Origin of the sequence: Azoarcus sp. KH32C (assembly GCF_000349945.1) — a bacterium.
Lineage (GTDB): Bacteria > Pseudomonadota > Gammaproteobacteria > Burkholderiales > Rhodocyclaceae > Aromatoleum.
This window is the reverse complement of sequence record NC_020516.1, coordinates 2,139,028-2,165,266: the sequence shown is the minus strand read 5'-3', so window position 1 is coordinate 2,165,266 and position 26,239 is coordinate 2,139,028. Positions and strand designations below refer to the sequence as shown.

Here is a 26,239-nt window from a genome sequence, read left to right as displayed (position 1 = left end):
AACGCGCACACGGTCCGCTGTCAAATGACGCGCACAACTCGCACGGCACCGAGCCGGTGGTTAATTTGGGAGAAGTGCGGCTATGCGGCTTGGTCCGATATGCTCAGGGGAACATGAACGGTTCCCCGGAACAACGGGCGAGCGGTCCGGATTAGGCCCGCCGAATGGATCTCCGGAATACCATCCAGACCCGTCGCACCAACATCGAGGCGGATATCCAGGGTCCCGGCGGGCTGCTCGATGTTCACCAGATGAAGGTCATTTGCCTTGGGCCTGGCGAGCTTATGAACCACGGTGCCGGGAATGATGCTCGCAGCGGCAAGGCATAACGCGCCGGTGACGGCATACGCCGAATGGCAGTTCCAGGGGGTGAAATAACGCGACGCGATCACGCCCCCCCGCTGCGGCGACGCGACCAACGCGATTTTTGGCAGGACCTTCTCGCGTACGTCACCGAGCCCGGCCAGCAGTGCGATCTGAAGGCGGATCGATTCGAGCCGAGCCTTGAGTCTCCGGTCGGCATCGAGTTCGGGTTTCGTCTCGTGGCCACTCTTTCCCATCGCTTCCGCGGGCACGAAGACGAGCGGCGTCGAGAAGTCGATGCATGACACCTCGACACCGTCGACGACATCCACGAGCCTCCCGGTCGGCAGGAGACGGCCAGTCTTGGCGCCAGCTGCGTCGCGAAAATTCAGTTGTATTGGCGCCGCACTACCGGGCACGCCGTCGACCCGCGCGAGGCCGTCGTAAGTCACCCTGCCACCCGGCGTCTGGACCACGGCTTCGACAACCTTGCCGGTATTCACGTTGAGGATACGCAGCGTCGTAACGGGGTCGGTTGCGGCGACTAATCCGTTTTCGATCGCGAACGGTCCGACGCCAGCGAGCATGTTGCCGCAGTTGGGCGTCGTGTCGACGGTCGCGGTTTCGACCGATACCTGCGCGAAGAGGTATTCGACGTCGATGTCGGACCGCGTCGAATTGCTGACAATCACGACCTTGCTCGTCAGCGTGTCGCCGCCGCCGATGCCGTCGATCTGGCGCGCATGAGGCGAACCCATCGCCGCGAGTAGTACTCGATCACGCGCGGCCGGATCGGAGGGGAGATCCTTGGCATGAAAATACGGCCCCTTCGACGTGCCGCCGCGCATCAGCGTGCAGGGAATGCTCAGCATCATGGTAGTGTTCTTCCGTCTCAGTGATGTAGTCATTGTGCGGCGGAGCCGGCGAGTCGTGAAATGCAATAATCGCTGCGATTCATGCAACTCAGGCATTTCACAATCAGGTCAGACCTCTGTGCCGGATCCGGGTCGGGAACCTTCGACAAACCGCCTCACATGCGCGAACGCTTCATCGAAGTAGGCCTCGTAGGTGTCCTGTTCGACGAAGCCGAGATGCGGCGTGCACAGAATTGCCGGGTGGTTCAGGTAGGGCGCGGCGCCGTCCGGCTCCTCCTCGAAGACGTCGAGCGCCGCTGTGCCTGGGCGTCCCCGGTCGAGTGCGTCGAGCAGCGCGCCCGGAGCCAGGAGTTCGGCTCGGCTGGTATTAACGAGCAATGCGTCCGGTCGCATCGTCGCCAGATCGTCGATGCCGATCATGTGTCTCGTTTCCGGGCCGAGCCTCAGGTGCAGCGTCAGCACGTCGAGTTGGGCCAGGAATAGGCGGCGGTCGGCGATGAACTCGTAGCCCGCTTTTACCGCCGCCTCGCGCGACTGATCGCGGCCGTGCACGACCACCCGCATCCCGAAAGCGCGCCCGATTGCGGCGACGCGGCTGCCGATCTTGCCGAAGGACCAGACACCCAGCGTTCGGCCATGCAAGGTCCTTCCGAGTCCTTCGTCCTCGATGCGCGCACGGCTGCGTTGCCAGACTCCTTGCGACAGGCGCTCGGCGTAGGGCAGCAGTCGGCGCGAGGCCCCAAGGATCAGTGCCCACGTGAGTTCGGTCGGCGCGATCGGATTGCCTGTCCCGTCACGCACGTCGACGCCCCGCCTCCTGCATGCGTCGAGATCGATGCATCCCGAAAGGCGCCCCGTCTGGACGATCAGCTTCAGCCGCGGCAGAGCCTCGACGATGCGCGCCGTGATCTGCGTCCGTTCGCGGATCAGGACCAAGCAATCGGTATCCCGTAGAGCCTCGATCAGTGCGTCTTCGTCGGCGATCCGTTCCGTCAACGTTTGCAGGCTCACGGGAATGCCGTCGAGTGTCTTCGTCGCCATAAGGCGCGGGACCACGCCTTGGTAATCGTCGAGTACCGTCACCCTCATGGTGCTTCTCCTGTCATTGCTGCAGTGCCTCCGCCTGCCCCCGTGCCCGCCGCGACGTCTTCAACATCCCGGTCCCGACGCGCCGGACTCATTCGCTGCCGACGCCCACCGGATTCGGCAAGCGCTTCTCGATCGCCCACTTCAGCAAGGCGGCAGTGCGATAGATGCCGTGCGCGAACTTGCCGTAGGGCATCGTCAGGAACAGCGCCATCACTGCGCCAAGATGCGCGGCAAGCAGCAGCGCCATCGCCGAGGTGTCGCGCCCGGCAAGAAGCACCAGGCCTGTCGCACTGGTCAGCAGCAGCAGCGCGATGAAACCGCGGTCCATCGGCTTTTGCGCGGCGTCCCCGTGCTGCGGGTGGCGCCGCAGGTTGAGCCGCAGCAGCCCTGCCGGCCCGACGATCAGCCCGATGCCGCCGAGCGTACCGAGCACCACGGGCAGGCTCGTCAGCGCATACGGCGCCTCCCACCCGAATGCGTAGTGGTAGATCGTCGCCACCCCCGTCGCCGCGAAGCACAGCATGAAACCGTAGAAGGTCAGATGGTGAAAGCGTCGCCGCGCAAGGGTGCTTGTGTCGTCCTCGTTCGGACAGCCTTGGCCGTGGCCCCCGTCGAGGTACTTGAGCTTGAGCACGTCGTGCGCCGTCTCGGCGATCGCCACGGCACTGGGGTCCCCCGCTGAAATCCCGCGCCAGAATTTCGCCACGCCCAAACCCAGCGCGACCGCGACGAACAGGAACACCGGTCCGAACATCGACACCAGCAGGTTGTGCGGGAAGATCGCGTAGAAATCGCCGGCAAGAGGCGCATGGAACAGCGTGCCGTTCTTCGCCAGCGCCATTACGAGAAAGAGTGCGAGCCCGACCGCAAGCGCGAGCGCGACCGTGAGGCCGTTGTTACGGTACAGCGTACCGAGCGCGCTCGGCCACGCGAAGTCCGAGTAGGTCTGCCCGCGGACCTTGGCCATCGCCTGCGGGATGTTCACCGCGAACTCATGCGGCGGCGCGTACTGGCACGCGTGTAGACAAGCTCCGCAGTTGTGGCAGAGGTTCGCGAGGTAATGGATGTCCGCCTGGCTGAATTCGAGCCGGCGCGTCATCGCCGGGAAGACCGCACAGAAGCCTTCGCAGTAGCGGCAGGCGTTGCAGATCTTCATCGCACGTTCGACCTCGAGTTCGGCCGCGCTGGGCGCGACGACACCCTCGGCGAGATCGCTCGCTTCGCGGAGCAGGGCTTCAAGCGGCTGCATGTTCGACTCCCTCATTCCTGGCCGCCGCGGCCGCCGAAGCGCCCGCGATTCGCCCGAATACCGTGCCGATCGTCATGCCGACGCCAGCGGTGTAGCCCTGTCCGAGTACATTGCCGGCCATCATTTCGCCTCCGACGAAGAGATTGCCGCTCGGCTCGCCGGCGAAGTGCGCTGCAGCACGTTCATCGACCTTGAGGCCGAGGTAGGTGAAGGTGATGCCGGGCTTGAGCGCGTAGCCATAAAAGGGCGGCTTATCGAGCGGCAGCGCCCAGTGGGTTTTCGCGGGACTCACCCCATCCGTGTGGCAGTCGTCGAGCACCGTGTGGTCGAAGGTGCCGACACGACATGCGGCGTTGTAGTCGCGCACCATGCGCACGAAGGCCTGCTCGTCGAGGCCGAGTTGACGCGCAAGTCCTTCGAGCGTGTCAGCCTTCGCGCCGGGGAACACAGGGGGCATGAAGCGACCGACGGCCTTCGAATCGATGATCGAGAAACCGACCTGTCCCGGCTGCTGGGCGACGAGCCGGCCCCAGATCGCATAACGCTTGGGCCAGAAATCCTCGCCCTCGTCGTAGAAGCGCTGCGCATGCTTGTTCACGACGATGCCGAGGGACACGCAGTCGATCCGCGTGCAGATCCCGCCATCGTAGAGCGGCGCACGAGCATCGACGGCGACGCAGTGCGACTGCGAGGGATCGCCGATCGTATCGGCGCCCGCCGCCATCATCGCCTTCAGCAGCACTCCACGATTGAAGCGCGTGCCGCGAATCGCGAAATTGTCCGCCGGCCACTCGCCGTCGGCGTTCTGGCCCCAGGCTTCGCGCAGCCATTCGCGATTGGACTCGAAGCCGCCGGCCGCAAGCACGCAGGCACGCGCCACAATGCGCTCCTGCCCCACCCAGGCGGCACGGAACTCGCCGTCGACCACTTCCAGCCGATCCACCGGTGCCTCGTAGCGGATGCGCACGCCGAGCGCTTCGGCGCTGCGGTAATAGGCGTTAACAAGCGCCTTGCCGCCCCCCATGAAGAAGGCGTTGGTGCGCGACAGATGCAGCGTGCCCGACAGCGAGGGCTGGAAATGCACGCCGTGTCTGCGCATCCAGTCGCGGCAGCGTGAGGATTCGCGGATCGCGAGACGCGCGAGCTGCTCGTTGGTCCGGCCACCGGTGACCTTCTTGAGGTCCTGCCAGAATTCTTCCTCGGGGTAGGCATCGGTGAGGACGTCCTGCGGTGCGTCGTGCATGCAACGCAGGTTGCGCGTGTGGCTCGAGTTGCCGCCGCGCCATTCGCGCGGGGCGGCTTCCAGCAGCAGCACGGAAGCGCCCGCCTCGCGTGCGGTCAGCGCCGCGCACAGCGCCGCGTTGCCGCCACCGATGACGAGCACGTCGGGCGTGCTCGATGTATCTTGCTTCATGTCCTGGACTCCATTCGGGGCTGGTTCTTCTTCGCGCGGGTTGCCGCAATTTGCGGTTGCACCCTGCACGTCGACGCTTCCACTATCGCGTCCAGCGCGCCTCTTGCCCTAAGCCGCTCCGATATCGCCCCATCTCGAATCGAGATGACTATCCGAAACGCCGCGCCAGCGCCCCTCGTCGATCAGCTGACGCACCACGCGCGTCACCATTCCGCGCGTTGCCAGCGCGGCGGGCGACAGTTCATCGTCCGAAAGACTGCACAAGAGATTCCGGCGGGAAGTCCCCTCGTCCGTGATCTCGCTCCAGCTCAGGCGTGATGCCGCATCGGGCTGGCGCGCGAGCGCTGCCCAGGGCTGAAGCGTTGCTGCCATGCCGCGCGCCACCATGTCCATCAACACGTAGAGCGAATCCACTTCGGCGATGACAGCGGGACGCACGCCGAGCGATGTAAAGGCGGCGTCGATGACTCGCCGCAGGCCGTGACGCGGTGTTGGCAGTACGAGCGGCACGTCGATGACTTCCGCGAGGCGAGTCGGCAAGACTGCAGGGCGTGCGTCGGCGCCGCAGATGAAGAAGAGGCGCTCCTCCAGCAAGGGCTGCACGCTGCACCGGCGCGCAGGCGCGGTGTCGAACAGGACGGCGAGGTCGAGCTCGCGGCCGTTGAGCATCTGGCCGAGGTGGCCGGACATGCCCTCGACGAGATGGATGCGGATGTCCGGGTAGTGCTCACGCATCGCCTCAATCAGAGGAAAGCCGAGTACGCCGGACGTCGATGGCGCGAGGCCGACGCTGACGATGCCCGACAGGCGCGACTGCTGCGCGGCCGTCGCCGCCTCCTCGGCATGGCGCAAAGCAAGCTGCGCATGCGCGAGGAAGGCGATGCCGGCGTCGGTCGGCACCACCCCGGTCGCCGTACGCTGCAACAGGCGCGTCGCGAGTTCGCCTTCAAGGCGCTGGATCTGCAGGCTCACCGCGGACTGCGCGATCCCGAGGTCGAGCGCGGCCTGGCTGATGCTGCCGAGCTCGATCGTGCGTACCAGATAGCGCAGTTGTCTGAGTTCCACCTGCCAGCCCTCCTTTTGCGACTGCTCTGCTCGACGCGGTCCACCGCTGCGCTAGTTGGTACTCAGCACCGCCACGGCCGCGAGTTCATCGCAGTCCTCACAACTGTCCGGCGCCCGTTTGCCTGGCGGTGTCGGCTCGCGGGCGGGGGTCACCCACCCGCGGAACGGCTCCGCTTTCTGTTCCGGTATCCGCGTCGTCCTCGCTGCGTCGCTCATCGCACCGCACCCGCCGCACGCTGCAGCACCTTGTCCACCATCACGCCGGCCTGCCCAAGGTAGTTCGCCGGGTCGCACATGCGCGCCAGCGCGTCGCGGTCGAGGTGGACGTTGATCTCGGGATGCTCGGCGAGGATATCGAGGAGCGGCCGGTTCGTGCGGATTGCCTCGCGGCACAGGTCGTAGACCAGGTCGTGCGCATACTCGCGACCGATGTAGGGGCCAAGGCCCATCATCACCGCCTCGGACATCACGAGCCCGTTCGTGATGTCGATGTTCGCGCGCATCTTCGCCGCGTCGACCTCGAGCCCCTCCAGCACGAAGCGCGTCTGCTTGAGCGCACCGGCAAGGAGGCAGAAGGCCTCCGGCAGCGCAATCCACTCGATTTCCCACGGCCCGGTCGAGCGCTCGTGGTCGGCGATCATCGCATCCATCAGCGCCGCGGCATGCTGGCGCACAACAGACACCGCTGCGTGGATGTAGCAGCTCGAGATCGGGTTGCGCTTCTGCGGCATCGTGCTGCTGGAGCCGCGACCGGGGTGGAAGGGTTCGTACACCTCGGCGACCTCGTGCTGCATCATCAGCTTGACGTCCATCGCGATCTTGCCGAGCGAACCGCCGACGAGACCGAGGAAAGCGCCGACCTCGGCGATCGTGTCGCGCACCGTGTGCCATGCGATGTCGGGCTGCGCCAGCCCGAGCTCCGCCATCAGGCCGGCCTGCGTCTCCATGGCGCCCCGCTCGATCGACGCGAGCGTGCCGCAGGCGCCGCCGAATTCACCCATCAGCACGCGGGGCTTGAGCTGTACGAGGCGTTCGCGGTGGCGTTCGATGCCTGCGAGGATTGCAGCGGTCTTGAAGCCGAACGTGACGGGGATCGCCTGCTGCAGGTTGCTGCGACCGATCACCGGCGTGTCCCGGTAACGGCGCGACAGCTCGGCCAGCGCATCCGAGATCGCCTTCAGTTCGTTGTCGATGATCTCCAGCCCTTCGCGCATCTGCAGTACGGTCGCCGTGTCGGTGATGTCCTGCGTCGTCGCGCCCCAGTGGCAGTACTCGCCGAGCTTGTCGCGGCACAGCGCGTTGAGCTGCGAGACGACACCGAGCACCGGGTAGCCGATGCGCTCGGTCTGCGCACGCAGCTTGTCCATGTCGATCTTGTCGATATCGCAATTCTTGACGATCTCGTCGGCGGCTTCCTGCGGGATGATCCCGAGCCGCCCCTGCACGACGGCGAGCGCGCGCTCGATCTCCAGATACTTGGCGGTGCGGTTGCGGTCGGACCAGACCTGACGCATCGCGTCGGTGCTGAAGATGTTGCCGAAAATGCTTGAATCGATGATGGTCGCGCCCATGGGACGTTCTCCTGAAATGCGTGAAAGATGAAAATGCGGGGACCGGACGGTCGGTCTAGGCGTGACTGGAGCGACTGCGAGCAACGATCGCCTGGGCCTTGAGCACCACGGGACGATCGATCATCCGGCCATCGAGCTGCACCGCGCCCTCGGATGTTTCAGCCGCCGCAAGCACGCGCTCGGCCCACGCCAACTCCTCGGCGGACGGGCGGCACGCTTCGTGGATGACAGCGACCTGCTTCGGGTGAATGCACAACTTCGCTCCAAAACCGAAGGCGCGAGCGGAGGCGAAGTCCGCGCGGATGCGCGCCTCGTCGTCGATCGCAGGCGTCACGCCGGCGACCGGCGAGGCGAGTTCGGCACATCGCGAAGCGATCGCGATGCGGGCCGACGCGTACGCGAGGCCGGCCTCGTCGCCCGACAGGTCGAGGTCGACCGCATAGTCCAGCGTGCCGAACGCCAACCGCAGAACGCCTTCGGTCGCGGCGATGTCGTCGACGTTGCGCACGCCGCGTGCGGTCTCGATCAACGGCACAACCTGCACCGTCGGCGACACGGCGTCGATGACCTGGCGGACCTGCTCGCGCCACTCGGTCTTCGGCAGCATGACCTGCCGGACTCCAACGGCTTTGAGTAGCGCGAGGTCGTCCGCGAAGCACGGCGACTGCGCGTCGTTGATGCGCACGACGATGCGCGAGGCATCACCCGCGTGGTCCGGGAACCAGTCCGCGATCGCATCCCGTGCGAGGGATTTCTCCGCGGCGGCGACGGCATCCTCCAGGTCCAGGACGATTGCTCCGGCTCCGGCAGCCAGCGCCTTGTCGAAACGCTCCGGCCGGTTTCCCGGCACGAAGAGATAGGTGATCGGCATCTGCATGGTCTGAACTCCCGCCGCTCAAATCACGCCATCACGGCGCAGCGCCGCGATGCGCTCCGCGTCGTACCCGAGGCCCGCGAGGATCGCCTCGCTGTGCTCGCCGAGAGCGGGCACGGGGTCCATGCGCGGCTCGCCCTCTTCCCATGACCCGGGGGGGAGCAATGCCGGGACGACACCAGCGGCGGTGCCAACCTCGCGCCAGCGACCTCGCGCCTTGAGCTGTGGGTGGTCCCACACGGCGTGCATGTCATTCACGTGGGCATTGGCGATCTGGGCGTCTTCCAGGCGGGCAATGACCTGCTCGGCGGTCAGCGCAGCGAACGCGTCGAGGATGATGGCGCGCAACTCGTCGCGCGCAGCGCTGCGCCGCGAGTTGGAGGAAAAGCGTTCCTCGCGTGCGAGCCCCGGCTGCAGCAGCACCTTCTCGCAGAACGCGCCCCATTCGCGCTCGTTCTGCAGTCCGAGCATGACGACCTTGCCATCCCCTGCCGGGAACGGACCATAGGGATAGATCGTTGCGTGCGAGGCGCCGGTGCGGCGCGGCGGCGCAGCGCCGTCGAACGCGTAATACAGCGGATAGTTCATCCACTCGACGAGGCTCTCGAGCATCGAGATGTCCAGGTGCTGGCCGTGGCCGGTCTTCTGGCGCTGCAGCAGCGCCGCGAGGATGCTGCTGTAGGCGTACATGCCGGCCGAAATGTCGGCGATCGACGGCCCCGCCTTCGACGGCTCGGCCTCCGTGCCGGTCACCGAGAGGAAGCCCGATTCGCTCTGGATCAGCAGGTCGTAGGCCTTCTTGTCGCGATACGGGCCGTCGCTGCCGTAACCCGAGATGTCGCACACGATGATCTCCGGCTTGAGCGCGGAGAGCTCGCGGTATGACAGGCCCAGGCGCGCCGCTGCACCGGGCGCGAGGTTCTGCACGACGATGTCGGCCTCCTCGACGATCAGGCGCTTGAGGATCGCCTGCGCCTCGGGATGCTTGACGTCGAGCGTCAGGCTTTCCTTCGAACGGTTGGTCCACACGAAATGCGACGCAAGGCCGCGCACGCGCTCGTCGTAGCCGCGGGCGAAGTCGCCCACACCGGGGCGCTCCACCTTGATCACGCGGGCGCCGAGATCGGCGAGCTGACGCGTCGCGAACGGCGCGGCGATCGCATGTTCGAGGGTGATGACGGTAATGCCTTCCAGGGGTCTCATCGCTCGCTCCTCACTTGATCACCGCGGTGGCTTCCATCGTCAGCCAGCCCTCGTGGTCCTTCGCCCACAGGCGAATCGTCTTGCCGTCCGCCTGCGGCTCACCGCAGACGAAGAAATGGTTGATGTCGAACACCGGTCGCACGGCGCGGAACTCGTAGCGCACGACCTCGGCATCGGGCATCTGGTGGCGCAGCAGGTCCAGCAGCAGCGTCGCGATCATCGGGCCATGCACGATCAGGCCCGGATAGCCCTCGACCTCGGTCACGTACTTGCGGTCGTAGTGGATGCGGTGACCGTTGAAGGTCAGCGCCGAGTAGCGGAACAGCAGCACGTCGTCCGGGATCCACTTCTTCTCCCAGGTCGAGGTCGCGGGGGCGGCCTTCGGCGGCGGCGCAACATCGTCAGGCTTCGGGGCTTCCCGATAGACGATGTCGTGGAATTCGGTCAAGGCGACGTCCGACTCCCCTGCGCAGCGGATCTCGTGGCGCACCTTCACGAACACCAGCGGGCCGGTGCGTCCGATCTTCTCGGTGACATCGTGGATCGTCGAGGTCCGCGTCATCGCGTCGCCGACGCGCAGCGGCTTGTGGAATTCGAACTGGCTGCCGGCCCACATGCGACGCGGCAGGGGCACGGGCGGCAAGAAAGCGCCGCGTTTGGCGTGACCGTCGGGGCCGATTTCCGATTGCTTGTGCAGCGGCAGGAAGTACAGCCAGTGCCACAGCGCGGGCAGCGGCGTGCCCACCGGGGGGCGAACCGCTTCGCGGTCGAAGGTCGCCGACAGCGCGGCATAAGGGGTCGCCGTCGCGATGTCGGAGACTTCCTCCGCGCGGCCGATCCAGTCTTTGAGATTCATGTTTGGTTCTCCGTGGGGTACGAGGAATCCGCGACGCAACCCGGCCGCCCTTCCCAGGGGGCCGGGCACGGCGTCACATCATTCCGAGGGTCTTCGGCAGCCAGATCGTGAGGGCGGGCCAGTAGGTCACGACAATCAGGAAGCCGAGCATCGACAGCAGCCACGGCCAGACGGCCACGGTCAGTTCGGTGATGCCCATCTTGGTAATGCCGGAGGCGACATAGAGATTCAGGCCCACCGGCGGGTGGCACATGCCGACCTCCATGTTCACCACCATGATGATCCCGAAGTGCACCGGGTCTATCCCGAGTTTGACTGCGACCGGGAACAGGATCGGCGCGAAGATCAGCACGATCGACGACGGTTCCATGAAGTTGCCTGCAAGCAGCAGGATCACGTTCACCGCGAGCAGGAAGGCCACCATCCCCAGCCCGTGCCCCAGCATCCATTCCGACAACGCCTGCGGAATGTTCTCGCTCGTCATGATGAAGGAGAACAGCACCGCGTTCGTGATGATGTACAACAGCATCGCCGACATGTTCGCGGAATTGAGCAGCACCTTCGGCACGTCCTTCAGCGACATGTCCCTATAGACGAACACGGCGACGAAGAAGGCATAGACAGCGCTCATCGCTGCGGCCTCCGTCGGCGTGAAGATGCCGGTGTAGATGCCGCCCATGATCAGCACGATCAGGAACAGACCCCACGCCGAATCCCGGAACGCCTTGACGCGTTCGCTGAAGCTCGCCTTGGGCTGACGCGGGTAATCGTGCTTCTTTGCCCGCCACCACGTCACACCGCCAAGCACGCCCGCGAGCGCCAGTCCGGGGATCACGCCGGCCATGAACAGCGCGCCGACCGAAGTATTGGTCGCAACCGAGTACATCACCATGCAGATCGACGGCGGAATAAGGATGCCGAGGGCGCCCGAGGTGGTGATGACGCCGGCGCCGAACTTCTTCGGGAAACCCGCCTTCGTCATCGCCGGCAGCAGGATCGAGCCGATCGCCACCACGCATGCGGGGGAAGAGCCCGAAACCGCTGCGAACAGCGCGCAGGCGATGACGCCGGCCAGGCCGAGACCGCCATACCAATGTCCGACCATGGACGAGGCAAAGTGAATCATCCGCCGCGCCACCCCCCCATGCGTCAGGAAGTTGCCGGCCACGATGAAGAACGGGATGGCCATGATCTCGAACTTCTCGATGCCGGTGAAGAGCTTGAGCGCCACCGATTCCAGCGGCACCTGGGTCATCGTGAAGAGAAAGGTCAGGACGGTCAGGCCGAGCGAAATCGAAATCGGCATGCCGGTGAGCATCAGGGCCAGCAAGAGCCCGAAAATTACCGCGGCGGTCATTTCGTCTCTCCTGCGTTCTTCCCGCCGGTGCGGCCCATGGCGGCCGCGTCCTGCTTCAGGTCATGCGGATGAAGGTTGTCTTCGAGCGCGAAGCCGTCGAATTGCGCTCCCGGCCCGGCTTCCTCGAGGCCATCGACGTGGCCGTGGTCGTGATGCGGCAACTCACCGGTGCGCCAGAAGCCCGCCGCGACCTGCAGGAAGCGGAAGCACATCAGGCTCGAACCCAGCGGAATCGCGCTATACACCATCCACGTCGGCCACTCGAGGTCGGGCGTGGTCGGCCCTTCCAGGACATCGTCGAGCGTAAGTCCCGCCAGGTTGAAGAAGGCATAGTGGGCACCGTTCTCCCATACGAAGCGGCCGCCCAGCGTCGCGACGATGCCGGTAAAGAGCGCCCCGGCAAACAAGCCGAAGAGGATCAGCTTCGCGCGCCCTTGCGGCGGAAGCTTGTTGATCAGCACGTCGACACCGACGTGAATGCCGGTTCGGACACCGTAAGCCGCGCCGAACTTCGCCATCCACACAAAGAGGATGATTGTCAGTTCCTGCGCCCAGCTCAGGTTGATCGACAGCAGCCAGTCCTGCAGGCCGGGAATGGCAAGGCCCGAGGCGTAGCGGTGCACCACGGCCACAAAGGTCACGACGGTGGCCGTGCCGATCAGTGACGTGATGAGCCACTCCTCGATGTGATCTAGGAATTTCATCGGAATCTCCCGAAAGGTCTTGGACGGGCGAGTTCAGGCCGCGGGCAATGCATGCCCGCGTGCCCGCCCCCTCCGTCTCGTGTGATCAGTTGCTCGCGACCTTTGCGGTTTCCTTGCGCACCGCCTCGATGACGTCCTTGCCAATCCGGCTCGCCATCTCATCCTGAACAGGAGACATCGCCTTGATCCACGCCGACCGCTCCTCCGACGTCGGCGTATACACTTCGGTCTTGCCGGTCGCACGAATTGCAGCGAGCGCCTTAGCATCGTCTTCGGAGGCAATCTTGGCGTTGTAGGCCGTCGCGTCCTTCACGGCCGCTTCCAGCTCGGTCCGGATGTCGGGCGGAAGCTTTTCCCAGAAGGCCTTGTTGGTGACCACCACGTAGCCGCTATAGGTGTGGTAAGTCAGGGTCACATGCTTCTGTACTTCGTGCTGCTTCTGCGTGTACAGATTGGAAAGGTTGCCGTCAGCACCATCGACGACACCGGTCTGAAGCGCCTGATAGACCTCGGAGAACGCCATCGTCTGCGGAATTGCGCCGATCGATTTCATGATCGACTGATTGACCTTCGACGAATTGATCCGAATCTTTTGCCCTTTTGCCTGGTCCGGCGTGTGGATCGGCTTGTTCGAGCTCAGCACGCGGAAGCCCGCGTCCCAGAAGGACAGACCGACCATGCCGCGGCCTTCGAGCTTCTTGAGCAGCGAAGCGCCGACCGGCCCTTGCGTCACGCGATGCAGTGCAGCTTCGCTCGGGAACATGTAGGGCAGGTCAAATACTTCGAACTCCTTGACTCCGGCGGGACCGAACTTCCCCGCGACCGGAGCAAGCATCTGGACCGACCCCATCTGCAAAGCCTCCAGCTCCTCCTTGTCCTTGTAGAGCGTGCTGTTGGCATAGATTTCGACCTTCACCCTGCCCTTTGTGCGCGCCTCGGCCTGCTTCTTGAAGTACTCGGCAGCTTGCCCCTTCGGCGTGTCGGCCGCAGCGACATGCGAGAATTTGATTACGATGGGTTCCTGTGCGGCGGCAAGGCCGGAAAACGCAATGCCGATGGCGGCAGTCAGTGCATAGAGGGTCTTCATGTCGAGTCTCCTTGGTGTGTTGAACTCATTCTGGTCGCAGCCCGTCTGTCGGTAGGGCCTGAGAGTTTTTGGAAAATGGAGGGAGGCGGCGTTACGCCACCGGGCGCACGAACACCTCGCCGCTCAGGAGCGGTCGGGCCGAGGTCACGAGGGACGCTGCGTCAATGGCGGGTACGCCGCCGCTGGAACTGGCGGCAACGTGAAGCTCGCAACTCATCTGTCCGCTCGGGTGCTCGATGACGATGCGGCGTGGCGAGTTTTCGTCGAACTCGGCAAGTTCCTCGGCAACGGTATCGGGCGTGTGGCAAGCGGCGGCCAAGGCCAGCGCTCCGGTTGCCGCATGGACGGGATGGCAGCTCGACGGCACGAAATAGCGCGACGCAATGCTGCCCCCGCTGCGCGGCGCGGCGATCATCGCAATCTTGGGCACCCCCCGGTCGGGCGATACCGCAAGGCCCATCAGCTCGGCCGCCGCGACGCGGATCTCCTCGAGCCGTGCGAGAAAGACCAAGTCGCCGTCCAGTTCCTGCTTGCTTTCGTGACCGCTCTTTCCGAAGGATTCCGCCTTGACGAAGACAATCGGGATCGCGAAGTCGATACAGGTCACCGGCAGGCCCGCGACAACATCCTGGGCGTTCCCGGTCGGCAACAGCTTGCCGGTCTTGGTGCCCGCCGGATCGAGGAAATTGAGCGTGATCGGCGCGCTCGTTCCCGGCACACCGTCAAGATGAAAACTGCCGCTGTACGTCACCTCGCCGCCGGGTGTCTGCACGACCGCTTCGACCAGCTTGCCGCTGTTGATATTCAGAATGCGGACGCGGGTGGCCGGGCTCGACGCTCTGACGAGCCCGCGTTCAATCGCGAAAGGCCCCACCGCCGCCAACATGTTGCCGCTGTTGGGGAGCACATCGACCAGGTCGCGCTCCACCGAAACCTGTGCGAAGAGATATTCCACATCGGCATCGGGGCGCCGCGAGGGGGCCACGATCACAACCTTGCTGCTAAGGTCGTTGCCACCGCCCATGCCGTCGATCTGACGCAGATCGGGCGAGCCCATTGCCGCGAGCAGCAGCCGATCGCGGGCCGCCGGATCCTCGGGCAGGTTCTCCGCGAGGAAGAACAAGCCCTTCGACGATCCGCCACGCATCAGCACGCAGGGTATGTGATCCACTTGCCGGTCTCCTTGTTGCACGTTCTGCTGTTTTGTGAGGCAATGGTAGTGACGGGGCGATCATTACTGAAATGCAATGAATGTCGGTTTTATTGCATTTTCAGCATAGATGCGGAAACCCGCCGTCGCACTGTATCAAGGAGCCCAATATGAAAATCGACTTCGACGGGATACAGGCCTTCGTCGTGATCGCCGAACTCGGCGGCTTCAGCAAGGCCGCCGAGCACCTGCACGTCACGCAGACGGCGTTGACCCGCCGCGTGCAAAAGCTGGAGTCCTATCTCGGCCTGCGCCTCCTCGACCGCACGACCCGCTACGTCGAACTGACCGCCGTGGGTCGGGAATTCCTGCCGCAGGCGAAGGCGATCGTCGGGGAGATGACGCTCGCGGTGGGCAGGCTGAAGGACATGTCGAAGCACGCCCGCGGCAGCTTCACCCTCGCCTGCGTGCCGACCATGGCCTCGCATGTGCTGCCGGCGGTGATCCGCCGCTACATGGAGTCCCATCCAGGGAATCGCGTCCGCCTGATCGACACGACAGCGTTCGAGGTCCGCGACGCCGTTCTGCACGGACAAGCCGAGATCGGCATTGGCATTCCCACCGAACGCCATCCAGAGCTGCTGGAGACACCGCTACTCGAAGAACCGCTGATGTTCTTCTGCCGCCAGGAACATCCGTTGAGCGACCGCAAGTCGGTCACCTGGTCCGACATGCGTGAGACGGAGCTGGTGGTGGTCGGCAGCATGACCGCGACGCGCGTGTTCATGGACTATCAACTGGCCAAGCGCGGCATCAGCCTGAGCGGCGCCTACGAAGTCCAGCATCACGCGACCGCCATCAGTCTCGTCGCCGCAGGCGTCGGCACCGCGATACTTCCCGCCTCGACCCTCGAAGAAGGCGCGCGTCCCGGCGTCTGCCGCATTCCCCTGGTCAGCCCCATCGTGAAGCGAAAGATCACGATCCTCCGTCGCAAGAACAACACCTTGTCTCCCGCGGCCAATGCGTTTTTCGAGCTGCTGAAGGAGCACGCGCAGGCGAAACCGGCACGAGAATAAGTCGTCCGCGAACCGGTGACTCGAAGATTTTCATCAGCGGCCCCCATTCGCCACGATCAATGCCATTGACGCATTAATCGCAGTCTGTTTTGCATTTCCCGCAATTTTCGCCCCTCCCTAGAATCCGCCCACATTCGGCCACTGACATGGACGACTTGGACGCGCCCGATCCGAGCGCGACGGACATTCAAAGGAGGAGCAGAAATGAAAAACAAGATTGGTATGGGAATTCTCTCAGCGCTGGCCGTGGGCCACTTCGTACCGACCGGCGCTCAGGCAGCCGAGGGAGAGCACGAATTCGATCTGAAGGCTCGGGGCGTGTATTGGAAGGAAGAGAGCACCGCCGTCCCGACGGCATCGGCACCGCATCCCAAACCCACCGAATTCGAGCAAAGCGCACTGGGGCTGCAGCTCAACTACCGGTCGCCCTATTTCGGCAACGTCATCGGCGCCGACGCTTCGTTGTATGGTGTCACCCGTATCGGTAGCAGCGGCGTCCCCACCACCAACCTCGTCGAGGTGGGCAATAACGGCCAACTCCGGGATTCCTATGCGACGCTCGCCCAAGCCTACGTCAAGCTCAAGTATGACGATTTCGCCCAGGCCCGCGTGGGGCGGCAGTTGCAGGAGAGCCTGCTACTGAAGAGCTCCTCGACCCGAACCGTACCCGACACCTATTCCGGCGTCAGCGCATCCGTCAAACCCATGTCCGGCCTGGACGTTTATGGCGCTGTCTACGACCGATGGCGCGCCCGCAGCACCGACGAATTCGTCAAGTTCCGCACCGAATCCACCGCTGCCGGCGTCGACCACGACATCGATTACGTCGGCGTCCTAGGGGCCTCCTACTCGGCCGGACCGGCGTCAGTGACTGCCGAATACCTGAATTCGAAGAGCTACCTGTCGAAGTTCGGTCTGGTCGGCGCCTACAAGATCCCGCTCGACAAGAATTCGCTCAAGCTGTCTGCCGGCCTATTCACCTCGCGCGACGCCGGTCATCTCTTCGTCTGCGGCGCCGAGCGGGAGCTGGACTGCAAGGGGACGGGCCGAATCGACAACGACGGCATGGGCGTCTATCTCGACGCGGACTGGAAGGTCAGCAATTTCACCCTTGGTGTGGCCGTTGCCAAGTTCGACGGGTTCTGGATCGAAGACAACTTCGCCGTCGATGCGTCGCGGACCGGCAAACTCACGCAGGACCATGGCACCAACCCCTTCCCTACATCCGCGGGCCTCGGCCCCGACCTCACCAACGACGGCGAGACCGTCGGCTCGGTGCGCATCGCGTATGACTGGAAAGATTACGTTCCTGGCCTGAAAACCGCGTTCAAGTATTCTCGCGGGACGGGCGCGAAGCGCAGCAACATCGACAGCGATGCCCGGGGCAGCGAGAACTACCGCGAATTCGACGTCCAGTACGCGCTGCCATTCGTCAAGAATCTGAGCGTCCGCTACATGTACATGAACTACGACTCGAACATCGAGCACGGCACCAATCACCCGACGATCAAGGGAATGCCGCGCGCCGATTGGGAACAACACCGCGTCTACCTCGATTACACCTACAAGTTCTGAACGGACCGGCGGACATCTATATCGCCGCGCGAGGGTCATTCACGTAGAACAATCAGATCAGTCCCTCAGCAAGTCGAGGCCCAGGAATACTGGGCCTTCCATTTTGGCGCATCAGAGCCAGTCGTCAGCTTCGCAAATGCCGGGACACGATGGCGCGCCCGGCGAGCCCGACCACCCCCTTGGGTTCGAGCGATTTGAGGAGTTGCTTTCCGATGGGGCCCTGCATGACCTTCTGCGCCGACTCCATGCTCTCGAACAGGTAGGACAACTCGATGACCTCGAATTGTTTGATGCCCATTGGACCGAACTTTCCAGGGGCCGGCGCGAGCATCTGTACCGGGTTCAGCTGCAGCGCTTCGATCTTCTCCTTGCCCTTGTACTAGTTGCTGTTGGCATAGATTTCGACTTTCACCCGGCCGTGTGTGCGTTCCTCGGCGAGTCTCTTGAAATACTCGGCGGCCCGACCCTTTGGCGCCTGGGCGCTCGCCACATGGCTGAACTTGATCACGAAGGTCTCCGGCTGCTGGGCTGCGACGGGCATGCATGCCGCGGCCATCATCAGCGCCAATTAGATGAGTTTCGACTTCATGTTTTGTCTCCTCGTCTTTGTATTCGGGGTATCGGATCAACGTGACAGCTCAGAAATCTCGATCAGGTTCAGATCCGGATCCCGCACGTAGATGGACCGGATCCTGGAGGTAGCGCCGGTCCGCATGACCGGCCCTTCGACGATCGCCACACCCTTCTCGCGGACCTGTGCGATGACCTCTTCCAGCGGAATTGCGGCGATGAAGCACAGGTCGAGCGAACCCGGCACCGGCTCATCGGCGGTCGTCAGGACCAGATGATCCAGGTGGTCGATCACTGTCTTCTCCTTGTCGCATTTCGGCTGCAGAGCGTTCCCCGCAGTGGATGAACCCACTCTAGCAACCCACTTGAAACGGCAGAATTGCCGTGATCGCAGCAACCCTTCGCAAAACGCCAAGCCTGAACCATCATGACCAAATGAAACTGCTGATCAGTCCGGCCCGGGTGGACCTTTAGCGCTTCCATTCGGCTGTCTCCTTGAACTTACGGAGACACGATAAGGGGGGCGAAAACCCGGCGGAATTGCTATGCCGGCAGCCCGTCTTCGCGTTTTGCGAAGTGGTCGACGACAGAGTCTCTGCATGAGCCCGCGCCCCGCAACGACGCCAAACTACCCTGCCTCGGCTACCGTAAAGGCCTCGCTGATTTCCCGCGTGATCTCGAGGAATCGATCGATGTCCGTTGGCACATGGCAGTGGATCGGCGACACGCGGACCGCGCCTTCCAGTCCGAAGGACTCCAGCATTCGCCGCGAATAAATGCTCGACGCGACACGCTCATAGACGATCACGCCACGGCGCTCGTATTCGCGCACGGCCTGGGTATGCTCCAGGCCGTCGAGGGCGATCGCGACGATCAAGTCCCGTTTGCTGAGATCCTCGTAATCCAGGAAGACCTTCACGCCGGGAATCGCGCGCAGGCCGGCGCGGCCGTCCGTGCCGTCGAGCAGGCGTGCGAGCAGCGCGCGCTCGTGCAACGCAATCCGGTCGATGCCGCAGGCGTACAGCGTGCGCCGGTCCTGGCTGTCGCTGAATTGGCTGCCGAGCCAGCAGACGTAGTTCGTGATTTCGGTGATCACGGCGAACTGCCACGGCGCCGCGCTGCCCAGATCCCAGAAGTCCGGCTTCTTGCCGGCAAGCTTGTGGTGCGGCAACACGGCGGCGCGATCCGACAGCCAGGAAAGGCCCGAACCGCGGCAGCCGAAGAATTTATAGGGCGCGATGTTGATCGCGTCGACGGGCGTGCGCTGCAGGTCGATCAGGCCGTGCGGGGCATGCTGAACGGCATCGACGATGACGTAGAGGTCGGGATTGATTTCGCGCGCCCGCCGCACGATGGCCTCGATGTCGATCTTTGCACCGGAAATGTTGGACGCGTACATCACGCTCAACAGACAGGTACCCTGGTCGATCAGTCCGACGACCTCCTCCACGTCGATCCCGCCGGTCGTCGGGTTGCTCCGCGCGACGCGCAGCGCCTTGCCGGTCCGTTGCGCATACAAGGTCATCGCGTCGAACGACGAGGGGTGTTCGAGCACGGTCGTCACCATGTTGTCGCCCGGCACGTTTTCCGCGACGGCGCGCACCAAGTCGAACATCGCGCCGGAGGCGGTCAGCGACGCATAGACGGTGCCGCCCTTCGCATTCAGCATCGTGCGCACATCGGCGGCGCCCGCGACCTGGATGTCCTGCAGATATACCGCGATCTCGTGGATCCGTTCAGGGCAATCCGGGATCGCGTCGATTCTCGCGACCGCCTCTACCGCGGCCTTCAGACGCAGGGAGCCCCCCGCGTTCTCGAAGAAAAGCCGCGCACGGCCATTCGGATCGTGGTCGACGTAGTGGAAGCGATCCTTGATTTCGCGCTGCAATGCGTCGGGGAAGAATTCGCCCTTGGGCTTGTCCATGCTGTCGATTCCTTTGTTCTGTGGATCAGTGGGAGCGCAGATCGGAGAGAAACTTCTTCGCCCGATCGCTTTGGGGGTTGGAGAAGAATTCGGCGGGGCTCCCGGACTCGACGATGCGGCCCTGATCGAGGAACCACACCCGGTCGGCGACCTCGCGGGCGAAGTTCATTTCGTGGGTCACGCACATCATCGTCATGCCGTCGCGTGCGAGCGACTTCATCACCTGCAGGACTTCACCGACCATTTCGGGGTCGAGTGCGCTCGTCGGCTCGTCGAAGAGCATCGCCGGCGGATCCATTGCCAGCGCCCGCGCAATCGCGACGCGTTGCTGCTGCCCGCCGGACAGTTGTCCGGGATAAGCGTCGGCCTTGGCCGCCAAGCCAACTCTGGCGAGGAGTTGCAGGGCCCGCTCGCGGGCTTCATTGCGCTTTTTCTTGAGCACGGTGACGGGGGCCAGCATGATGTTCTCCGCCACCGACAGGTGCGGAAACAGATTGAAGCTCTGGAACACGAAGCCGACGTGACTGCGAAACTTGTTGAGATCCAGTCGCCGCGAATGGATGTCCTCGCCGTCGAATTCGATTCGCCCGTTCTGGATCTCCTCGAGGCGATTGACGGTGCGGATCAGGGTCGACTTGCCCGAGCCGGAAGGGCCGCAAAGAACCACCACTTCACCGCGGCCGATTTCGGCGGAGATGTCGTTGAGCGCGTGATAGTCGCCGTACCACTTGTTGACGTTCTCGAAGGCGATCATGGGTTGGTTCCCGGAAGAAGTTGTCATGACATTCGATCCGTATTTGAAGGTCAGTCGGCCGTCACCGGCGTCGCGGGGACGACGGACACTCGCTCGGCCACTTTGGTTACGCCCGCCCGCTTCCGGGCGATCCGGCGTTCGACGTGACGTGCCAATTGCGTCAGCGAGAAGCACATGACGAAGTAGATCGCCGCAAGGATCGCGAACACCTGGAAGGGCATCGTCAGCAGGCTGCTGTTGATCTGGTTCGCGGCAAAGGTCAGTTCATTGACGCTGATCACGTAGCCCAGCGAGGTTTCCTTGATGGTGGATACGAACTGGCTGATCAAGGACGGGAGCATGTTGTAGGTCGCCTGCGGCAGGATCACCTTGAAGCTCGCCTGCAGGTGGCTCAGCCCCACGGCGCGTGCCGCCTCCATCTGTCCCTTCGGGAGTCCCTCGATGCCGGCGCGGACGATTTCGGCCAGATAGGCAGCCTGGTAGATCACCAGCGTAACGAGCATCGTCGTGAATCCGCTCACCGTCCTGCCGATAAGCAGCGGCCAGAAGAAATAGACCCAGAAGATGAACATGACCAGCGGCACCCCGCGCACCACGGCGATCGCTGCCGCCGCGGTGCGCCGCAGCCACGCGATCTGCCCGGTGCGGGCCAGCGCAAGCGCGACGCCGAGGGGAAAGGCCAGCGCGATGCCCAGCACGGCAAGGAGGAAAGTGATCACGACGCCGCCGAGCGGGCCGTTCGGGTATTGCCCGATCAAGAGCAGCGTGCCGTAATCGCGCAGAATCATCAGAATGTCGCCCACGGCTTACCTCGTCTTCATCCGGTAACGGTTTTCGAAGGCGGAGCCGGCGAACATGATCAGCAGCGAGACCGCCAGATAGACGAGCGACGCAAAGAAATACACCTCCACGGTCCGGAAGGACTGGCTCTCGATCTCCCGCGTCGCATAGGTCAGCTCTGCCACGCCGATCGCCATCGCAAGGCTGGTGTTCTTGAACAGCAGCACCGTGTAACTGACGAGCGTCGGCAGTGCCGCGCGCAGGGCCTGGGGCAGGATGACGAGCCGGAACGCCTGCAGATACGTCAGTCCCAGTGCCCGCGACGCTTCCAGCTGCGCCTTCGGGATCGAGCGGATGCCGCCGCGAAGCGCTTCAGACATGTACGCCGCCATGCACAGCCCGACGGCGATGAAGGCGAACAGGAATTCGCTCCCGTGCCGGTTGACCCACTGCTGGGTTTCGGCGGGAAGCATCGACGCGATGCCGAAGTACCACAGGAAGATCTGAACGAGCATGGGCACGTTCTGGTGGTACTCGACATACGCTGCGACGGCGACCTGGGCGGCCCGGCTATTCGTCATCCGCACCAGTGCCAGCACGATGCCGACGGCCATCGCGAGCACCCAGGCGAGTGCCGTCAGCTCGAACATCGTGACGAGCCCGTTGGCGATCAATTGCAGGTACTCGTCCTTCAGCAGGATCGAGAAATCCAGTTTGTTGGTCATGGCAGAGACTCCGGAATCCACCTCTCCGTCCGCGCCCGGTCAGCCCTTGATCGCTTCGATCTTGAAGCCGCGCTTCATGTTGTATGGAGTACTGGCACCGAGCCACTTGTCAAAGATCCGGGAAGCCTCGCCGGACTTCTCCAGCGATTCCAGGACACCATTGACGTGCTTGAGGAGGCTCTCTTCGCCCTTGCGCAGGCCGATGCCCCAGGGTTCGACCATCAACGCGGGTTCGAGGATGTCGATCGGGGTCGTGGCTTCGACTTGCTGCTTGAACTTGACCAGCATGAGTTCGGAAACCGCGAAGCCATCGACCTTGCCCTGTTGCAGGGCGAGGAAAGCGGCGGGCGGATCCTGGTAGGTCACGGTGCTGGCCGTCGGGATGGCTTTACGGACGGCCTGCTCCGACGACGAACCCTTGGTTGCACTGACCCGCTTGCCGGCCAGATCGGTCGTCGTCTTCATCGCGTCGGCCCGCTTCGTGGCCACTTTCTGCAGGCTGACGTAGTAGGCGTCGCTGTAGGCGATCTGCTCCGCCCGCTCGGGCGACCAGCCGAGGTTGGCGGCGACGACGTCCACGCGCCCCTGCTGCAATTCGGGAATGCGCGCGGCGACGGCAATGAGCTTCAGCTCCAGCTTCACGCCCAGGCTCTTGGCGACGGCGTTGCAGAAATCGACGTCGTATCCCTGGATTTCGCGGCTCTGCGGATTGGGGAAGCTGAAGGGCTCGGCCGTCCCCAGCGTGCCGCAGACCAGCGTTCCTTTCTGCTTGATATCCGCCAGCTGATCGGCACTGGCCGTTGCCGACAGGAAGGAAAGGCTGGCGGCCGTGATGGTCGTGATGAGGGCTTTACGCATGGATTGTCTCCTGTGATTTACGTTATTGGATGATCAAATTCTGGGCGGCGACTTGAATTAAAAAAAGCGATATTTCAGAATCCATTCGAATTCCTTTTTTCGATCCGTAGGAGAGCCGTCAGGCGCTGTTTCCGATGCTGACCTTCAAGCAACTCGAAGCGATCTACTGGGTCGTGCAGCTCGGCGGCTTCTCGCAAGCGGCCCAGAAGCTGCACACGACGCAATCGGCCGTCTCCAAGCGAGTGCAGGAACTGGAGTCCTTGTTCGAAACGCCGCTCTTCGACCGCTCGCTGCGTGCCGCTCGGCTCACGGAGAAGGGAGAGGAAATGTTCCTGTTGGCGAAGAAACTGCTCGAGCAGCGTGATGCCGCGGTCGATCAGTTCAGTCGCGGAGCGGTCGTCGAGCGGCGCATCCGCATCGGGGTCACCGAGCTGACCGCGCTGACCTGGCTGCCGCGTCTTGTAAACGCCATCAATACCTTCTATCCGAAGGTGACCGTGGAGCCCGACGTGGACTTGAGTGTGAGCCTGCGCGACAAGCTCCTCGCCGACGAGATCGACCTGATGATCGCGCCCAGCGCCGTCAACGACACGCGTTTCTCGTCTGTCCCGGTGGGAAAGGTGGAAAACGTCTGGATGGCCAAGCCGGGGATGATCGAATCGCGCCGACCCTTGCGCCTGCACGAACTCGCGGCCCATCGACTGCTGACGCAGGGTGACAAGTCCGGGACGGGCCTGCTCTACGAACGGTGGTTCAAGGGACTCGGGGTGAAGCCGTCCAACACATTGACCAGCAACAACCTGATCGCGTTGATCGGGTTCACCCTATCCGGCTTGGGGATCAGCTATCTGCCGTTGAAGTGCATGGAACCGATGATCCAGGCCGGCAAACTCGAGGTCGTGAAGGTAAATCCGGCACTGCCGAAGACCGAGTACCTTGCGATGTACAAGGGAGAGCAGCGCAGCACGGTGGTGTCCTCCATCGTGATGCTCGCGCAGGAGAGCTGCGACTTCACGAGAATGTTCGACACGGGGCCGATCGTCCGGTGACGGGCGCCCATCGATGAGTCGCCCGCGAAGCGCATTCGGCAGCGACAATGGCGATTCCCGTTTCGAGAGGCGAACGTGTCGCGACTTCCTGAGCCCGGCCTGATCCGGCGTGTCGTCCTTCCCGACGGCGTCCGCGAAGACGTCCTCCCGCTGCTCGTCGGCCGCGCCATGCGGGCTTTCGCCGACGGCTATATCGCGGTGCTGCTCCCCGCCTATCTTCTCGCGCTGGGGCTGGGTACTTGGGCAGTGGGGCTGATCGCGTCGGCCACGCTTTTCGGTTCCGCGGCGGCGACGCTCGCGGTCGGCGCGTGGGGGCATCGTCTTCATCACCGACGGCTGCTATCCGGTGCCGCGGTGCTGATGACGTGCACGGGATTCCTGTTCGCCGCCGCGTCCGGCTTCTGGCCGTTGCTGGTCATCGCTTTCGTCGGCACGCTGAACCCGAGCTCCGGCGACGTCAGCGTGTTTCTGCCGCTGGAACATGCCCGGCTCGCCGAAGCGGCCAAGCCCGAGGCCCGCACTGCGCTCTTTGCCCGCTACAGCCTGCTCGGTTCCCTGTTCGCTGCAGCGGGGGCCTTGGCCGCAGCGCTGCCGGACCTGATCGTGGCGGGGGCCGGAATATCGCGCGTGGATGCGCTGCGCGCCATGTTCGTCCTCTACGGCGCCGTCGGCTGTGCCGTCTGGCTGCTCTACCGCCGCCTGCCGGCACCGCATCCCGAGGAAACGCGTGCCGCCGTTCCGCTCGGGCCGTCGCGCGGGATCGTCGTCCGTCTCGCGGCGCTGTTCTCGGTCGACTCCTTCGCCGGCGGACTGGCGGTGAATTCGCTGCTGGCGCTCTGGCTGTTCCAGCGCTTCGATCTGTCGCTGGCCGCAGCCGGCGCGTTCTTCTTCTGGTCGGGGCTATGCTCCGCGGCGTCCCAATTGGCCGCGCCGCGGCTCGCCAAGCGGATCGGCCTGCTCAATACGATGGTGTTCACGCACATCCCGGCAAGTGTCTGCCTGATCGCCGCGGCCTTCGTGCCGAAGCTGGAGATTGCGCTGGGGCTGATGATCGTGCGCTCGCTCCTGTCGCAGATGGACGTGCCTGCGCGCGGCGCTTTCGTGATGGCGGTCGTGACACCGGGCGAGCGCGCCGCTGCGGCCAGCTTCACCGCGGTGCCGCGCAGCCTCGCCTCCGCTGCCGGCCCGACGCTCGGCGGGGCGATGTTCGCCGCAGGGTGGCTCGCAGCGCCGCTGGTGGCCTGCGGCGCGCTGAAAATCGCATACGACCTGACGCTGTGGCGGGCGTTCCGGGCGACGGCGGCCGGTCGGGAATAGTACCGAACAGCTTGCCGAAACGCCGTCAGGACAAAGTCCTTGCGTACTGCGTGTTCAGCGCGGCAAGCCGCTGTCGGCTGGAATGTCCTTGAGGTTTGCGCTGACGGCCCTGGCGAGCACCGACAGCCGCCCCGAGAAGAAATGATCGGCGCCGGCGACGACCGTAACGGGAAGCGCCTGGGGCTCCGCCCAGCGGAACACGTACCTCGCCTTCGCCCGACTCGAAGGCGAAATGGGCCCGACCATCACCTCCCTCCCCTTGCGCGAGGCCGCCTCGCCGTCGCGCTGCCGAAATCCCCCCCCTCGCAGCGACGGCCCGCATCCGCCTCGCATCGCTCGCCGACGAGAGCTTCGTCATGTTCTCCCGTCACGTCAGCCCGCAGTACTTCGACAGCCTCATCAGTGCCTGCCGAGCCAGCGGCTTTTCCCCGAGAATCCTCAACGAAGTCCGCTCCGTCGCCTCCCAAATTGCCTTCGTTGGCTGCGGCCAAGGCATCGCCCCGGTGCCCTCGACGCTCAGGAACATCGCACCGGACAGCGTGGTCGTCCGTCCGCTGAAGGAAAACGTCAGCGTGGTAACAACTGCAGTGGCATGGAGTACGGCGCGGGAGAATCCGCTTCTCCACGCCGTAATCGCCACCATCTCGGCGAGCATTGCTCCGTCGAGAACGCGGAGGAGGAAGATCCAAGCATCGGAAAGCTGACCGCCTCTGGTCGGACTCTCAAGGTAGAGTCCCGATCGCCAGCGTGCACCGGACCGAGCGGAGCACCGTTCCGGCGTCCTCTCGATCCAGATAGTGGGGCGCGATCTCCT

General features: G+C 64.1%; 25 protein-coding genes and 1 pseudogene. 5 read left to right on the top strand and 21 right to left on the bottom strand.

The genetic code is table 11. The features are described from left to right. Positions 1–80: 80 nt before the first annotated feature. The 13 genes from AZKH_RS09505 to AZKH_RS09445 all read right to left on the bottom strand — a co-directional run bounded on the left by AZKH_RS09505 (position 81) and on the right by AZKH_RS09445 (position 14,818). Positions 81–1,175 carry a 4-oxalomesaconate tautomerase gene (locus AZKH_RS09505; RefSeq protein ID WP_172642487.1) on the bottom strand — a complete coding sequence of 365 codons (1,095 nt, stop codon included), beginning with the start codon at positions 1,173–1,175 and terminating at the stop codon, positions 81–83. Between the two features lie 111 nt (positions 1,176–1,286). Continuing rightward, positions 1,287–2,267, bottom strand: coding sequence for a D-2-hydroxyacid dehydrogenase family protein (locus AZKH_RS09500; RefSeq protein WP_015435546.1), 981 nt, complete (start codon positions 2,265–2,267; stop codon positions 1,287–1,289). Positions 2,268–2,355: 88 nt separating this feature from the next. After that, positions 2,356–3,516: a tricarballylate utilization 4Fe-4S protein TcuB gene (tcuB, locus tag AZKH_RS09495; protein WP_015435545.1), complete on the bottom strand. Its 1,161-nt coding sequence runs from the start codon at positions 3,514–3,516 to the stop codon at positions 2,356–2,358. Further along, entirely contained in the window at positions 3,503–4,930 is a 1,428-nt protein-coding gene (tcuA, locus tag AZKH_RS09490) for an FAD-dependent tricarballylate dehydrogenase TcuA (protein WP_015435544.1), read from the bottom strand. Before tcuA ends, tcuB begins: the two co-directional genes overlap by 14 nt. 108 nt (positions 4,931–5,038) lie before the next feature. Beyond that, positions 5,039–5,995: a LysR substrate-binding domain-containing protein gene (locus AZKH_RS09485; protein ID WP_015435543.1), complete on the bottom strand. Its 957-nt coding sequence runs from the start codon at positions 5,993–5,995 to the stop codon at positions 5,039–5,041. Positions 5,996–6,207: 212 nt separating this feature from the next. Next, positions 6,208–7,566, bottom strand: a complete 1,359-nt coding sequence (locus tag AZKH_RS09480) for an adenylosuccinate lyase family protein (protein ID WP_015435542.1) — start codon at positions 7,564–7,566, stop codon at positions 6,208–6,210. A 55-nt stretch (positions 7,567–7,621) separates the two neighbouring features. Next, positions 7,622–8,443 (bottom strand): CoA ester lyase, encoded by an 822-nt coding sequence (locus AZKH_RS09475; RefSeq protein ID WP_015435541.1) that lies wholly within the window; start codon positions 8,441–8,443, stop codon positions 7,622–7,624. A gap of 18 nt (positions 8,444–8,461) precedes the next feature. Further along, entirely contained in the window at positions 8,462–9,643 is a 1,182-nt protein-coding gene (locus AZKH_RS09470; protein ID WP_015435540.1) for a CaiB/BaiF CoA-transferase family protein, read from the bottom strand. A gap of 10 nt (positions 9,644–9,653) precedes the next feature. After that, positions 9,654–10,499, bottom strand: coding sequence for a MaoC family dehydratase N-terminal domain-containing protein (locus AZKH_RS09465; protein WP_015435539.1), 846 nt, complete (start codon positions 10,497–10,499; stop codon positions 9,654–9,656). A gap of 73 nt (positions 10,500–10,572) precedes the next feature. Beyond that, positions 10,573–11,856, bottom strand: coding sequence for a TRAP transporter large permease (locus tag AZKH_RS09460; RefSeq protein ID WP_041656046.1), 1,284 nt, complete (start codon positions 11,854–11,856; stop codon positions 10,573–10,575). After that, positions 11,853–12,560, bottom strand: coding sequence for a TRAP transporter small permease (locus AZKH_RS09455; RefSeq protein WP_015435537.1), 708 nt, complete (start codon positions 12,558–12,560; stop codon positions 11,853–11,855). Before AZKH_RS09455 ends, AZKH_RS09460 begins: the two co-directional genes overlap by 4 nt. An 85-nt stretch (positions 12,561–12,645) precedes the next feature. After that, a complete protein-coding gene (locus AZKH_RS09450; protein WP_015435536.1) occupies positions 12,646–13,647 on the bottom strand; it encodes a DctP family TRAP transporter solute-binding subunit in 1,002 nt (333 codons plus the stop codon). 91 nt (positions 13,648–13,738) lie between these two features. Then, positions 13,739–14,818: a 4-oxalomesaconate tautomerase gene (locus tag AZKH_RS09445; RefSeq protein ID WP_015435535.1), complete on the bottom strand. Its 1,080-nt coding sequence runs from the start codon at positions 14,816–14,818 to the stop codon at positions 13,739–13,741. Positions 14,819–14,967: 149 nt separating this feature from the next. Between AZKH_RS09445 and AZKH_RS09440 the strand changes: the two genes are divergently transcribed. Together AZKH_RS09440 and AZKH_RS09435 are read left to right on the top strand one after the other, a co-directional pair. Then, on the top strand, positions 14,968–15,873 hold the full coding sequence (locus tag AZKH_RS09440; protein WP_015435534.1) for a LysR family transcriptional regulator: 906 nt from the start codon (positions 14,968–14,970) through the stop codon (positions 15,871–15,873). Positions 15,874–16,077: 204 nt separating this feature from the next. Beyond that, positions 16,078–17,448, top strand: a complete 1,371-nt coding sequence (locus AZKH_RS09435; RefSeq protein WP_015435533.1) for an OprD family outer membrane porin — start codon at positions 16,078–16,080, stop codon at positions 17,446–17,448. A gap of 124 nt (positions 17,449–17,572) precedes the next feature. On the opposite strand, the pseudogene dctP reads toward AZKH_RS09435, so the two are convergent. The 7 genes and pseudogenes from dctP to AZKH_RS09400 form a co-directional block, all read right to left on the bottom strand. Then, positions 17,573–17,989: pseudogene (dctP, locus tag AZKH_RS26805) on the bottom strand (TRAP transporter substrate-binding protein DctP). Between the two features lie 84 nt (positions 17,990–18,073). Beyond that, entirely contained in the window at positions 18,074–18,313 is a 240-nt protein-coding gene (locus AZKH_RS26565) for a hypothetical protein (RefSeq protein WP_083903040.1), read from the bottom strand. A gap of 333 nt (positions 18,314–18,646) precedes the next feature. Then, positions 18,647–19,942: an aminotransferase class V-fold PLP-dependent enzyme gene (locus AZKH_RS09420; protein ID WP_015435529.1), complete on the bottom strand. Its 1,296-nt coding sequence runs from the start codon at positions 19,940–19,942 to the stop codon at positions 18,647–18,649. 25 nt (positions 19,943–19,967) lie between these two features. Further along, positions 19,968–20,696 (bottom strand): amino acid ABC transporter ATP-binding protein, encoded by a 729-nt coding sequence (locus tag AZKH_RS09415; RefSeq protein ID WP_015435528.1) that lies wholly within the window; start codon positions 20,694–20,696, stop codon positions 19,968–19,970. A 50-nt stretch (positions 20,697–20,746) separates the two neighbouring features. Then, positions 20,747–21,499 (bottom strand): amino acid ABC transporter permease, encoded by a 753-nt coding sequence (locus tag AZKH_RS09410; protein ID WP_015435527.1) that lies wholly within the window; start codon positions 21,497–21,499, stop codon positions 20,747–20,749. A 3-nt stretch (positions 21,500–21,502) separates the two neighbouring features. Next, a complete protein-coding gene (locus tag AZKH_RS09405; RefSeq protein ID WP_015435526.1) occupies positions 21,503–22,201 on the bottom strand; it encodes an amino acid ABC transporter permease in 699 nt (232 codons plus the stop codon). A gap of 39 nt (positions 22,202–22,240) precedes the next feature. Then, positions 22,241–23,059, bottom strand: coding sequence for an ABC transporter substrate-binding protein (locus AZKH_RS09400; protein WP_015435525.1), 819 nt, complete (start codon positions 23,057–23,059; stop codon positions 22,241–22,243). A gap of 134 nt (positions 23,060–23,193) precedes the next feature. Between AZKH_RS09400 and AZKH_RS09395 the strand changes: the two genes are divergently transcribed. Further along, a complete protein-coding gene (locus AZKH_RS09395) occupies positions 23,194–24,108 on the top strand; it encodes a LysR family transcriptional regulator (RefSeq protein WP_015435524.1) in 915 nt (304 codons plus the stop codon). A gap of 75 nt (positions 24,109–24,183) precedes the next feature. Continuing rightward, positions 24,184–25,425 (top strand): MFS transporter, encoded by a 1,242-nt coding sequence (locus AZKH_RS09390; protein ID WP_015435523.1) that lies wholly within the window; start codon positions 24,184–24,186, stop codon positions 25,423–25,425. 54 nt (positions 25,426–25,479) lie between these two features. On the opposite strand, the gene AZKH_RS09385 is transcribed toward AZKH_RS09390, so the two are convergent. Beyond that, positions 25,480–25,626, bottom strand: coding sequence for a hypothetical protein (locus AZKH_RS09385; RefSeq protein ID WP_197538795.1), 147 nt, complete (start codon positions 25,624–25,626; stop codon positions 25,480–25,482). Between the two features lie 92 nt (positions 25,627–25,718). Here AZKH_RS09385 and AZKH_RS26800 point away from each other — a divergent pair, with 92 nt between their 5' ends. Continuing rightward, a complete protein-coding gene (locus AZKH_RS26800; protein WP_197538774.1) occupies positions 25,719–26,129 on the top strand; it encodes a LysR family substrate-binding domain-containing protein in 411 nt (136 codons plus the stop codon). Positions 26,130–26,239 lie beyond the last annotated feature (110 nt).